Below are 13,326 nucleotides of genomic sequence, written 5' to 3'. Positions count from 1 at the left end.
GAAAAAAGAGGAAAACAAGAGCAATATTCTGGATATCCAATCAAATAAAACGGGAAAAATTTATTATTTATGTGTAGGATGAACCAACAACGGGACTTGACGAGACGAGGCAGCGGCGGTTGTTCGGACTGTTCGAGACGTATTTGTGATTATTTGAGGAAGAGGAGCGCCAATTACGAAACGAGGTGAACCAATGGAGACGAAGGAAGCGAAACAAGGAATGGAGTGGATCACCTCGTACGAGCGGCAAGGAATCGAGAAAGGAAAGGTGGACATCGCGAAACGGATGGTGGCGAAATGATGCGACGTGACGGCGATGGGTGAGCTGCTCGGATTGCTGATGGAAGTAGTGGAAAACAGCAAAAGGAAAAGGCTCATGTGAGGGCTCGAGGAAGCAAGAAGCGAACTTCGTTTGTCGTCGACCTCCAATCGTGCAAAAATCCCAGGGGGTCGACGACACTTATTTTTGTTGCTGATTCCCTACAGCCATCATGGACGAACATGATTGACGGAATTTTTCGACCGTGTTATTCTGAAGGTAACATGGGATGAAAAAGCTTGATATAACAGCACTTTTTGGGTTTGTATCGTACCTATGAGGGATTGAAACTTCTCATCGGGCTCGCCTATGCGGAAAATCGTGGGTGGGTTTGTATCGTACCTATGAGGGATTGAAACTTTTATTGTGTATAACGAATTGTAAAACCGTTCTCCGGTTTGTATCGTACCTATGAGGAATTGAAACATCCGAGCCACACGAATTTCGATGTTATGGCCGGCTTGTTTTTATCGTACCTATAAGGGATTGAAACGATACTGTAAGAGTATACAGTTTATCGCCATGCATTGATTGACGAAGTGGTGGCGGAAATCCGTCGGCTAAACGAAGAAAACTTCCGCGTACGCCAACATATCCCATATGTACACAAGTTCCAAAACCGGGAAGCATGGAACTGTTTAACGGCGATGGATGTCAATGAAATCAAAGAACATATTGCACCGCTCATTGTTCCGCTCAACGATGATGAACTGGCCAAGCGCTTTGATTTGCTGATGTATACAGTTGAGTTGGCGAAGTTGCAAACAAAAAATGCGACGAAGCCAATTCGGAGCATGATTCGCACCACAGAAGCGTTATCTAAGCTCGGATCGATTCCGCAAGTGCAGGAACAAAAATGCATCATCGAAAAGGTGTAGACGGAAGAGTTTTGGAGCGAAGCCGATAGTTTTGAATTGGAAGCTGTTCGCGAAGCGTTGCGCGATTTAGTGAAATTCCTTGAAAAAGAAACGCAAAAAATTTACTATACGAACTTTAAAGACCAAGTGCTAGAAGTCAAAGAAAACGGTCCAATGTTTACTGTCAATGATCTGAAAAGTTATCGGAAAAGGTGGAGCATTATCTGCATGAACATCGCGACCAGATGGCCATTTAAAAGCTACGAAACAACAAAAAGTTAACGGTGCAAGATTTGAAAACGCTTGAGCATATCCTTTGGAACGAGCTTGGCACAAAAGACGATTATCAAAGAGAATTCGGCGATACACCGATTACAAAGTTCGTCCGCCAAATCGTCGGCCTTGACCCGCAGGCTGCCAATGAAGTGTTTTCCGAATTTTTGTCAAGCGAGCGGTTGAACATTCAGCAAAGCCGTTTTGTCAAACTGATTGTCGATTATTTTGTGAAAAACGGAGTCATGGACAAGCGGGTGCTGCAGGAGAAACCGTTTAAAACCGTCGGCAGCATTGTTGAACTCTTTAAAGACAACATGGATGACGCGCGGAGGATCATTAGCATTATTGATGAGATTAACCGAAATTCAGAGGATATTATGGAGGCGTAGCAAAAGCATTCTTTGTGGTATCTAGTTAGCCCGTTGGGGTTGTTGCTAACGTTTCAATATATTTTGTTTTTCTTCGGTGTTAAGGCATCTTTGAGGGTGAAGCATCTCAAAGGTGCCTTATTTCGAATAAATAAAGTATCGAACTCGTGCTTGTCAATAAAAAAACTTTAAATGGAATTAATATCCAATCTATGCTGTTAATTTAGGTTCATCGGTTATGTGGTGGAAACATATTGATAATTGTATTGGAACAAAAGTTTATCCCGCCAATGAGGGATTCGTTCAAATAAGTATTATTTATATTTATAACAGTAACAGAAGACTGGAGGAAATGTTATGTTAGGGATAAAAGTAGAAAAATTAAATGATAACTTAGTGATTAGTTGGTTGCTATCGAAAATAGAAATACCCATTTCTGATATTGTAAAAGTAACACTTGACGATACTTATGGTGGGGAGGAGAAAACAGCTATCAGAATTGGTACACCATATGGTGAAACGGATAGAGTTGTCATTCAAACGCATTCTAACACCTATATTTTATTTACGACTGATGCAGTTTCCATTAAAAATAAAATCTGCTCGTTTATAAACGATAAACTCAAACAGAAATGAAATTCTATTTCCATGCCAAGTGTAAAAGCAAACTTTTGTTTAAAATAAAACGACAAAACAACTTTCCACTACAAAATCCGAATACCCTTAATTTATAATTAGGTGATTGCTTATGAACTTGGAATTTGATCGAGAAAAAATAAAGAATTATGTGTTTGAAACCCTTACAAGCTCTCATCCCATTTTAAAAGCATTGAAAAACGGTAAGCTTATTATTTTTGTTGGAGCAGGAATGTCTGTTCATCTAGGAATGCCAAGTTGGAGGGAATTTGCATTAAAATATCTAGAGTTTATTTACAAAAACAAACAAATGACTTTAATGGATTTTAAAACAAAGGAAAGTTTGAAAACAGAGGATACCAAGAAATTGTTATCTATCTGTCAATATATCGCTAAGAAAAATCTATTAGAGAAGGAGCTTGCTGAAGAATATAAGTCATGGTTTATGACAAATAAAAGTGATGTGTTAAAAGGAAGGTTATATGAAAAATTATATAGACTAAATGCAATATATTTAACAACTAACTATGATAATGCATTGGATTTGATTGCAGAAGATTATAATGAACCAATTGTTTCTGATAACACTAATGATAGTAAGACACACGATAATGGATTAAAAAAGTGTATTATGATATTAGTGAGTTTAATAAGGATATTCTTAAACCCCAAAACGTAATTCATGTTCATCAACCGGTGTACTTGTTCGTAAAAGTAAAGCGCTATCGGTGCTGGAATTGTTCCCAAGTGTTTTCCGCCTCTTTGGAATCGATTCTACCCAATCAACACTACACCAATCGATTTTGTGAGTACTTGTATGAACTTTGCGAAGGCTCCACCATTCAAGAGGTTAGCCGAAAGCACCGTATTCCATATACAACATTGGAACGCATTTATTACTCCATCGCATCGAAAAAAGCAAAAGAGCGTCAAACAGCGACGGAGGTCTCTTCTCCAGAAGGAATGGTGCTTAGTTTAGATGAAATCGCTGTAAAAAAGGGACATCAGTATGAAACCGTATTGATGGATGCCAGAGCCGGATCGGTCATGGGAATGCATGCCGATCGCCAATGTGACTCCGCCATCAACTTGTTGAGCCAAAATGGCCTATCGAAAGAAATGGTCCAAACGGTGATTCTTGACATGTGGGAACCTTATCATAAGGCGGTTCGCGCCCTGTTTCCATCTGCTTCGATTGTCATCGATAAGTACCATGTGGTTCAAAAAGTGACACAAGCCTTGGATCAAGCAAGAAAGGAATTTTCTCCATTGAAAAAGGCTCGATATCTTCTCTTAAAAGGCTGTGAAAAGCTTCGTAAGGACCAACGGCTTCGATTAGACGATATCTTGGAGGAGTATCCGGTACTTTCCATTGCTTATTATCTGAAAGAGTTGTTTCGGGATTTTTACCGAACCGATGGATATAACGAAGCAAAGGAACGCTTGGAAGAATGGATTAAGTTAGCCAAACAGAGCCCTTTTGCTTCTTTTCAGGAAGCAGCCAACACGCTTGAAAGGTGGAAAGAGCCTATTCTTTCCTACTTTTTGTGCCCATATACGAATGCCCGAATCGAGGGGACGAATCACAAGATCAAAAACATCAAACGCCGGGCATATGGCTATCGAAATCTAGAACGGTTTCGTTTACGTGTATTTCTGGAGTGTACAGGGAACACTACAGGTAGTCAGGCTGCCTAAACACTCCCTTCTTCCGCTATCGGTATGATAGTTGGTAGAATGGAACCCGTCAAGGAAAGCACTTGACTGTTTCCATTCTACCAACTTCGTGGTCTGTATGCGGAAGAAGGATCCTGACTGATGAACCTATTTCATCCAGCTAACATGTCTCTAGGATTGAGTAGAAATCACAGAAAATGGTGAAGACCCAAAGTAATTATGACATCATAAAAAAGCTTTCCATTTTTGTAATTGTTCAAAAGTGGAATATATTAAAATGCTCTTTCTTGAATTTGTTAGAAACAGAAGTTGATTTATTTGATTATATATTTAGAAGCTACATTTTTGATGATGAGACTAAGCATTTATTTGAATTATTAAATGAAGAAATCAATATGAAGTACATTATGATATTAGATGGTATTATAAATAAAAATGAATACATCTTCATAGAAAGAGACGATCAATATTATGATCTAAAATGGAGGCAGAAACGTTATCAAGCCTTACGAAACGTATCTTTCTTTCGGAAAAAATTAATTGAAACTAAACAAATCACAGGTGTGGATACTGAGCTTTATCCACCAATACGATTTACGGGCGTTCATTGGATAGAACAAATGTCTCCATATTCAAGTCAAGAAATAATTAAAATGCCAATAAATAAATGAATTAATAACTAAAATGAAGGGTTTTAGAGAGACCGAAGTAATTTCTGATGATTTTAAAGAAATTTCTTATAGGGGATTTGGAACAGAAATAAAAAATGCTCTTATTAGTTACCCTGATTATTTTATCAATGACCTTAAAGAATTTAATGAGTTACAGTATGAATTTATTTACTATTTACTAGATGGATTTAGTGAGTTAGTGAAACAAAATGTTGAACTGGACTATAGAAAGGTTATAGAGTTTTTAATTTTGTACACTGCTGAAGAGGACTTTTGGAAAGATAAATTCCGATTTGAAGAAGAAAAAAATTATCTTATGACCCATATAGGTGTCTTAAAGAAAGGCTTTGACTTCATCATTGATCTAGTATCTAATGATAAAATTAATTTTACAAAAGCACATTGTGATTTGATCATTAATTTTATGAGTGCCTGTTTGGGAAAAATAAATTTTGCGCTTATTGAGGATCATTTATTTAGCAATAATGATATTTCGTTTTACTCTTTGAATTCTTTAGGTGGAAAGTATGTAACAGCTTTGCTTGAGCTAGCATTAAAAATAAAAAGAGTAGATTTACCTAACTATGAGTTGATCTGGGAGAAAAACATTAAATCTACTCTGGAACACCTTATGAATAATTTTTGTATTGATAGTTATATTATCTTCGGTGAATACATTGCAAATTTTTCATATGTTGATGAAAAATGGACAAAAGAGAAGTTAAAATCTATAAATCCTGATCATGAGATGTGGCAATATTTGATGACAGGATATCTTAGTTCGAGAGTGATTTATTTTGATTTTTATCAATTAATGGGAGAGAATTATTGTGTTGCTTTAGAGTATAAGAATTTTATTGACAAAAATATTAAAGAAAAATTGGGACATCATATTATAATAGGCTATATTAACGGTTTTGAAGAAAAAACAGGAAATCTGTTAATGCAAAAATCATTGGAGATATGGGATGTAGAAATTATTGAAACAATGATAAGATATTGTTCTAACATTAGGGTTGAACAACTTGCCAAGGGAGTCTCAAAAAGTGATGCTGAGAACAGAATTCTGGAATTTTGGAACAAATTAATTGATAAATACTCTAAAGGGAATTTCAAAGCCGGTAAAGAAGATAACAAATTGATTCAAGAGGCAATTCATCTTATTAATAATTTTTCCATAATTGATGAATCAATTTTTAAAAATTTGACCTTTAGTTTTAAATATTTGTTTAATTCTTATAAGTCGCGCTATGTTGTTGATTATTGTGACCGTCTAATAAATAATAATCATAATCAACATAAGGAGTTGATAATATCTTTAATTTTTGAATTCTTGAATCAATTGGTTCCTTCTTATCCAAAAGAGAAAATTAAAAACTTGTTAAATTATTTAAAAGAAAACAGGGAATTCCAAAAACTTGAAGTTATTCAGTATGCATATTTAACTAAGGCTAAGAAATCTTTTGTAGTGGATTATATATCCGATATTTTAAAATCAGTTTAGTTGTTGAGTTAAGTCCGTATAATTGTGCAAAAAGAAAATTAGAAAGAGAGCCATGTTGTGTCCCTTTTTGTCCCACGTCAATGATGTTGCACAGGTGATTGGAGAGCGATCAGAAAATCGGTCCACTGTTCAAATACGTCCTGAATTAAATCATCGAAGAAGTATTAAAATGAAAAACCGCAGCGTTGCCTCATTGGCAGCACTGCGGTTTTTCTCTTACTGGCGATGCTCATTTCCTCCGCCCCAAAGGGAACGGCCGCCTGTATGTCCAGTTTGTTCATGAATGTCTTCATCGACTAACTGTAAAAGGCCAGGTTCTTCGTTATGATGCCAAGTATAGCCTTCTGGAGTTTGCCCATTGGCAAGAGCTTGTACATCAGTTTGCGATAATTCTAATTGGTGGGCAAGGCTTGGATCCTCTTGAATCGCTCGATACAATGTATCGTTTGCCAGTTTAAAATGGACCTCATCGCTTTCTAAATACAAATCTTCGGCAATAATAACGTTGAATTTAGAATCAAAAACGGGAAATGTGCCTTCAACCACTTGTCCGTTTGGCAGTTCCACCGTTTTTTCAACAAATGGCACACCTGTTTCCGGATGCTCATACCCGTCTAAGTGATCGTTTATGGTTTCGATATCTTCCGCTTCTACAATATCAGCTCCATCTATCACATCGACCATTCCGATCGCAAGACTAGAAACAGCAACGACTTTGCCGAGATTTTTCAATCCTTTTAACGCCTGCTCCTTATCACCGCTTGTAAATCCTTTATATGCAGTCCCCACATTAGTAACGGTGTATTTTAGAGCTGTGCTGATTCCTTTCATTGTTTTACCAGCGGAATCTTTTAGATCGTGTAATCCTTTTTGTTTATAATAGTCGTCCTTTTTTATAACTCCGTATGTGCCTTGAACTGCTCCATCTATAAACTGACCGAAATGGTCCAAAGCTATTTTCGAGGCGACTTGAACGTTATCACCCACTTCCTGCAACCACTCACCAGCACCTTGCCATTTGCTGCTGACAGCTTTGCCTACAACCTTAACTGTACCACCGATTACACTTCCACCAACCGTTCCAATTCCTTTTTCAATTGAACGAAACAACCCCATCGCCATTCTCCTCTGTGATTAAAGATTTATTCCTTCTCTTAAATAAAGAACTTCTAACGTCTAAATTTTATTTCCTTCCTATAATACCGTATTGGCAACCTCTTCCGAAACGGTCGTGCCAATAGCTCGTTGGTCCTCGATGACGAATTTGCGTTAGTTAACATATCCACTATTATAGTCACAAAGACTTATTTGATAAACAGCATTATATTCCTAAATAAGTTGGGGTTTAAGTCATTTGCGAAAAGAGGGGAGTTTCAAGAAACATGGCAGAGGAAAATGTTTCTTCCGCAGAGACGAAGCATCGCGATATTGTTTTCTCTTGGAACGAATCAGATGATTTTATTTGAGAGGGTGCTAAATGTGAGGGATTTAGGAAATATAGGTAGATTTGCTGTTTTTGGACTTTTGTACTAAAATAGTGGTTGTAAATTATGGTATCGATAGTAACTAAGAAATTGGTGGATAGAATTGAATAGATTAAAGCTCTACTGTTAATAGAGAAGTAAGAAAAGTACATAAATCGAAGTTATTTATACAAATGGCAGACTGAGTATTATATCAGACAAAAGAAACATTCAAGGGTCTCAACCAATAGTTTATGTTTGTTAGGAAGAAGTAGTTATGGGGAGGGATTGTTATGACGGAAATAACAGAAGATAAAGAATTACTGAGTTATGTTGACTCGTTTCAGGATATGCAAAATTTCTTACTAAATGAAGAGAATATAATCGATACTGATGTGATTGAAAAAGTAATTTTATTTATAAGGGAAGGGACAAAGAATCGAAGAAAGAAAAACTTTAAAACCTATTTTGAGAACATAGAGATGAATATTGATACGATAAAAAGTTGGGTTAATATTCTTGAAAAGTTAAAAGATGCGATTAAAAATGAGGAAATAGGCTCTATAAAGGATCTAAAGAATCACTTGATCTCGCAAGGAATACTTAAATTTAATCAAAAATATCTAGATACTTTTTCTATTAGTGGGCGTCAAAAGTATTTGAATTGGCTTAATAATCAGCTCGGCGATTTAAAAAATAAATTGTTAGAAGCATATCGTAATAACTTATTAAATAGTGAATTGGTTAGCGAGTTTGTAACTGAATTTAAAAAATATCTAAATGGTAGATTATTATTAAAGATAGTAAGTATAGATACTAAGCAGATCATAGGAGTACCGATTCATTTAAATAAGAATGGGGATGTTGAAATGTTACCCCATCCTTTTCTAGATTCTGAATGGGAATTGTCACGTTCGATCGACACATTAAAAGATAAGGAACGAATAAAAGTAGGGGACATTGTAGCTGCTTATTTTACTGATAACAAAAATGAACGATATATGCATACATTGTTGTATGTGGATTTCGATGGAGCACAGATTCTTTCACAAACATTACAGCAGGCACTCTCAGAATTTGTTGACAATGAATATATTGAAGCATATATGGAGAAAATCCGTAAAATCTTTGGAATAGATGATAAAAACGATGAACAAATCGCGACATTAATAATGCAAAAATTATTAGATATAAGTAGTGATATACGTCAAAAATTGTTAAAAGAAAGGGATGGAATAAGGAGAGAAAAGGAAAAATTGTTAATAGAAGAAAAAGAACTGGATGAAAAGCGTAGAGAATGGTTTCATATAATGAAAAAAATTGATGAAATGATCGAGATTGAAGAGCAGACCACCCCAAATAAAAATGAGACTTATACAGTGATCGAGTATGAACGTGAACAATTTATCTCGCATTTACAATCATTATTTTATTATAATGATGATCAACATTTAATCTATAAGGAAGAGATTATAAAAACTTTTATTTATTCTTTACAAGCGAATATCTTAACGTTACTTTCAGGGCCATCAGGAACGGGGAAGTCCAGTATTGTCCAAGCTTTGGGAAGAGCAGTTGAAAATATAGAAGTGCGTATGATATCAGTGCAATCTAGCTGGACTGATACACAAGATTTGTTGGGATATTTTCATCCGATAGATAAAACGTTTGTTCCCACTCCGTTTATGGAAGCACTAGCTGAAGCAGCGCAGGAACAAAATCAATCAAAACTGTTTTTAATCTGTTTGGATGAAATGAACTTAGCTCATATTGAATACTATTTTTCAGAGATCTTAAGCGCACGCGAGCAGAAAACACCAGTACTCCATTTATATCCAAAAAGATATTTGGAAATTGCAAAGTTTATTTTAAGGGATGAGAGAGCGAGTATCGAACAAAGAAAAAGTGCTGAAGATCTAATAAAGCTATATCCACCTGTATTTAAGATACCTGAGAATGTCCGTTTTGTTGGCACGTTAAATATGGATCATACTGTAAAACCGCTAAGCCCAAAAGTGATAGATAGAAGCTTTATAATTGAAGTGGGACACTTGAAATCTGATGAAAAAGAAAAAATAAAAAAGAAGCTGAAACCGCTAACTGGAAAGATCAAGATGGACTACGAGACATTTACATCACCGTTCCTAGACGATGCAGCTGTAAACGATACAGTTGAGAAAATCAAAGGAATATCTAAATTATTTGAAGATTATCCAAATGCTTCGTTAAATAGTCGAGGAATTAAACATGTTCGTAACTTTTTAAAGTATGCCAAAAATAAAGAGGAACAAGAAGAATTAATTGATTATATTATTTTAGGAAAAATTCTACCTAGAATTGAAATAAAAAGATCAGAATTTGACAAGATTTACGATAAAGTCCTAAACGAATTAAGTCCTTATTCACGATCTTATCAAAGATTAAAGGTTATGTTAGAGGCAAAACACACAGTGACGTTTTGGTAGGTGGAAAAGGTGAAGCTTTACCATGTTGCAAAGGAAAAAGATCGATTAGTGATCTATGATGAACTTCAATTTGACGGAAGTACGTATTTTACTTGTGAATATAACAAGATTAAGAAAAGAATAACCCAAATTGGTGTTTGTGTTGAAAACGCAAGCCGAATTGTTGTGAGACAATTTGATATAGAAGTTGCCCGATTAACGTTCGATGAAGAATCGGGTATTTGGTATCACAAGGAAGAAGAATGGATGGAAGACGGTTTTCCTAAAACAACAGACAGTATCTTTGGGATTAATGCAGGCGGTAGCTTTGATGTTATTGCGTATGATGAAGAGGGTAATGAGATAACGAAAGCCACAGTCATGATTACTCCTGGAACCATGTCTATCGAAGAATATCAACAAATGCAACAGGAGGTTCGAAGATTATTTGAATTGTTCTCCTATGATCTTGCACAAATCGATTATAATAATCAGAATTGTTTAAGAAGAATACAAATGCCTCTTTATCCACAACAACAATTTCAAGAACTCTTTGATCAATTTTTCGACTGTTTTAATGAGATTTTAAAAATGCCTGAACAAGAATTGATTCAGGTTGAAAAGAAAATCAATCTACATCAAGTAAAAAAGTGGACGACTTTTATGATTATTGAAAATGAAATTAGAAAAAATGGAAAAATCATGGCGCTTATAAGCGAGAAAACAACAGATATAAAAGAACATCGTATGATTCGGTTTATGGTAGAAGAGTTTCAGCAACGAATCGACATGGAGTTAACTGCTGAACAAAAACAGTTGAGTTCGTTGCAAAACGAGCTACAGCAACTAGAAGAAGTAGAAAAGATGGAGCAGTCTTCCTCTTTGTCATCAAATTTTCGTAGCCTTATCGAAATTGTGCGCTCTGATTGTGAGAAGTTACAACGCAGGATTTGTATATGGAGAGAAATGAAGGATAAGGTTAGTGAGCTATTAAACCAACCCTTATTGCAATGCGAGCCACAAGTCATAGAAGAGACACATCTTTTTCGCATGCATCCTGTTTATAGTGAACTCTATTCCATTTATGTTGCATATGAAAATTTATCTCCCCGTTTATCGGAGACATTTCGGCTTTTTATTCAGTCAATAGTAAAGTCGCCAACACTTTATGAGATTTGGATTTTATTAAAAATCATTGAGCAAATGAGTCAATGGGGTGTAAATCAGAATGAATTTATGAAAGATGTACAGGAAAAGTATATAAATCAAAAAACGATTAGCGGATATAAGAAGCGGTTTAGATTAATGGACAGGCCATTTGATATCTTGCTTTGTTATGATTATACATTCGATGATACAGGATATAAACCTGATTTTGTTATTGGCTTCTATAATAAAAATAAAAAGAAGTGGTACATGCATACATTAGATGCAAAATATAAATGCTACAGCAAAATGCCGAGAGGTCGAAAAGCAATTCTAGATGATTTAGAACATTCGGGGACTCGCTATTTAAATAATTTATTTCGTAGTACACCCCATATTCATTTACAATCGGCTACGCTAATTCATACTGATGTAGACTCGTTGAATTGGAATATTAAGCATCAAACGTTAAATCCAAGTGGTCATCAACACAAACTTGCACATTTTTATTTCACTCCATCTGAAAATAAGAATTTAAGTATTTATCTGAAAAGATTGTTGCATGAATGTAGTCATTTTGAAAATTGTTGCCCAAAATGCGGAAAAGAAATAGAAGGGATAAGGGAAGAAAGGGAACCTTACAGAAACAAATTAAGATGGAAGACAACTTATATTTGTCAAGAATGTGAAGAGGTTTGGGTTGCTAATTTTTGCAGTTCTTGTTTTTACAATAACAGGGGGTTGAGAAGCACTACAATTAACGGCAGGATTTACAAATATCCAAGACCTCTTTATAAATATCCAACTAATAACTATAATCTACAAGTTAAAAATAATTGGGATGTTCACTGTCCAATGTGTAATAAAACTGCAAATCATCAGTTATCTTTCAGTATACAAGAAAATATTTTGAAAGGAACAATTATTACCTGAATTCAAAGTTGAGACCAAAGCCAATTCAAAAAATCACACTGAAGAATAGTTGTGTAACTTCATTTTTCAAATCAATGGTCTGTCCGCTGTGCAAGGGGCTTGATCCGTCAACTGGGACTGGAATCGACGATCATTGCATGAATACGTGTATCCGTTTCAGGGATCAATGAGCAAGAATATCGGGAATTTCTTAGTCTACAAATAGGAAACAGCGGAGCGAAATCTTTGCATGCTAAACTAAAAAGTTGTGGGCTAGGTCGTCTCGGAACAGCAAAAAGGGCAGTGCGGGCCATTGAACAGTAGCTCCAAGTAGTGACACGGCAGCGGCGGCAGACGCACTTTCTTTGTTATATTCTTGATGTTACCTCAAGTAGGCACGTGTGGATCGTTGCGAGGTGCTTGTAAAACGTCTATAGCCCTAGATATTTAGCAATTAAGGGTATGTAAGCGCTATTTCGTGCATACCCTTTGTTACAACGAATGATCCGTTTTTTCCTTCCTTATCAATCCGTATAGGTTTTCTTTTGCGCGATGCTTGAACATTAATGGGGGAAAGTAACTTCCCAAAAGAACCTCCTCTGTTTTGGAATTATGTTTCAATGTCATGGCTGATTTGTCTTGTTTCCCGCTGTTCTTTCCTTATCAAAAGCGGATTAGGTGAACACCGCTACAAGTCCTGATGTCTGCGATCACCACTCAATACACGTAGAATGTGTGGCAAAGTGAAAATTACAGATGTGATCCCGCCTCAATCAAAAATAAATGTCCGATTCAGGTCCGGATCTCGGGAAAACATCATTTTCCGATTTCCAGACCTGTTCCATTTCACCCACTTGATGATCCGTGCACTTGCGTTAGCCCTTACCAACTCTCGAAATATTTAACGAATAAAATCAAGTGATTACATGACAAATACTGGTATAATTGAGTAATAAGTTGTGGCGAATATGAATATTTAAAATGATGGAGGATGCATGATGACCACACACAGAATTTATAATAATGAGTTTTTCAAAAGTTTATCCAAACTAT

7 protein-coding genes and 2 pseudogenes are annotated in these 13,326 nt (G+C 35.8%); 8 read left to right on the top strand and 1 reads right to left on the bottom strand.

From position 1 onward, the window contains the following. Positions 1 to 822: 822 nt before the first annotated feature. The 6 genes and pseudogenes from DSM465_RS19175 to DSM465_RS0117010 form a co-directional block, all read left to right on the top strand. Positions 823 to 1,841: pseudogene (locus tag DSM465_RS19175) on the top strand (type I restriction-modification enzyme R subunit C-terminal domain-containing protein); the annotation flags it as partial. Between the two features lie 336 nt (positions 1,842 to 2,177). Then, positions 2,178 to 2,456 (top strand): SunI/YnzG family protein, encoded by a 279-nt coding sequence (locus DSM465_RS0117030; RefSeq protein WP_029761865.1) that lies wholly within the window; start codon positions 2,178 to 2,180, stop codon positions 2,454 to 2,456. A 112-nt stretch (positions 2,457 to 2,568) separates the two neighbouring features. Further along, positions 2,569 to 3,135: an SIR2 family protein gene (locus tag DSM465_RS0117025; RefSeq protein WP_029761864.1), complete on the top strand. Its 567-nt coding sequence runs from the start codon at positions 2,569 to 2,571 to the stop codon at positions 3,133 to 3,135. A gap of 5 nt (positions 3,136 to 3,140) precedes the next feature. Next, a pseudogene (locus DSM465_RS0117020) lies at positions 3,141 to 4,154 on the top strand (ISL3 family transposase); the annotation flags it as partial. 176 nt (positions 4,155 to 4,330) lie between these two features. After that, positions 4,331 to 4,804 carry a hypothetical protein gene (locus DSM465_RS0117015; RefSeq protein WP_029761862.1) on the top strand — a complete coding sequence of 158 codons (474 nt, stop codon included), beginning with the start codon at positions 4,331 to 4,333 and terminating at the stop codon, positions 4,802 to 4,804. Between the two features lie 13 nt (positions 4,805 to 4,817). Beyond that, positions 4,818 to 6,308 carry a hypothetical protein gene (locus tag DSM465_RS0117010; RefSeq protein WP_029761861.1) on the top strand — a complete coding sequence of 497 codons (1,491 nt, stop codon included), beginning with the start codon at positions 4,818 to 4,820 and terminating at the stop codon, positions 6,306 to 6,308. A gap of 216 nt (positions 6,309 to 6,524) precedes the next feature. Here the strand turns inward: DSM465_RS0117010 and DSM465_RS18640 are convergent, their stop codons facing one another. Then, the gene (locus DSM465_RS18640; protein WP_051358549.1) at positions 6,525 to 7,424 is read right to left on the bottom strand and encodes an HNH endonuclease; all 900 of its coding nucleotides are present in this window, start codon (positions 7,422 to 7,424) and stop codon (positions 6,525 to 6,527) included. A 640-nt stretch (positions 7,425 to 8,064) separates the two neighbouring features. On the opposite strand from DSM465_RS18640, the gene DSM465_RS0117000 reads away from it, so the two are divergent. Beyond that, positions 8,065 to 10,236 carry an McrB family protein gene (locus tag DSM465_RS0117000; RefSeq protein ID WP_029761859.1) on the top strand — a complete coding sequence of 724 codons (2,172 nt, stop codon included), beginning with the start codon at positions 8,065 to 8,067 and terminating at the stop codon, positions 10,234 to 10,236. Positions 10,237 to 10,245: 9 nt separating this feature from the next. Further along, positions 10,246 to 12,294 carry a DUF2357 domain-containing protein gene (locus DSM465_RS0116995; RefSeq protein ID WP_029761858.1) on the top strand — a complete coding sequence of 683 codons (2,049 nt, stop codon included), beginning with the start codon at positions 10,246 to 10,248 and terminating at the stop codon, positions 12,292 to 12,294. Positions 12,295 to 13,326: the final 1,032 nt, after the last annotated feature.

This window comes from Geobacillus thermodenitrificans subsp. thermodenitrificans DSM 465 (assembly GCF_000496575.1).
In the GTDB taxonomy this organism is placed as follows: Bacteria; Bacillota; Bacilli; order Bacillales; family Anoxybacillaceae; genus Geobacillus; species Geobacillus thermodenitrificans.
This window is presented reverse-complemented; position numbering and strand designations above follow the sequence as displayed.

Excerpts from the sequence above, each read along its gene's own strand:
- DSM465_RS0117015 (WP_029761862.1), top strand. The coding sequence starts at position 4,331 with ATGGTGAAGACCCAAAGTAATTATGACATCATAAAAAAGCTTTCCATT.
- DSM465_RS0117025 (WP_029761864.1), top strand. The coding sequence starts at position 2,569 with ATGAACTTGGAATTTGATCGAGAAAAAATAAAGAATTATGTGTTTGAA.
- DSM465_RS0117030 (WP_029761865.1), top strand. The coding sequence starts at position 2,178 with ATGTTAGGGATAAAAGTAGAAAAATTAAATGATAACTTAGTGATTAGT.
- DSM465_RS0117010 (WP_029761861.1), top strand. The coding sequence starts at position 4,818 with ATGAAGGGTTTTAGAGAGACCGAAGTAATTTCTGATGATTTTAAAGAA.
- DSM465_RS0117000 (WP_029761859.1), top strand. The coding sequence starts at position 8,065 with ATGACGGAAATAACAGAAGATAAAGAATTACTGAGTTATGTTGACTCG.
- DSM465_RS18640 (WP_051358549.1), bottom strand. The coding sequence starts at position 7,424 with ATGGGGTTGTTTCGTTCAATTGAAAAAGGAATTGGAACGGTTGGTGGA.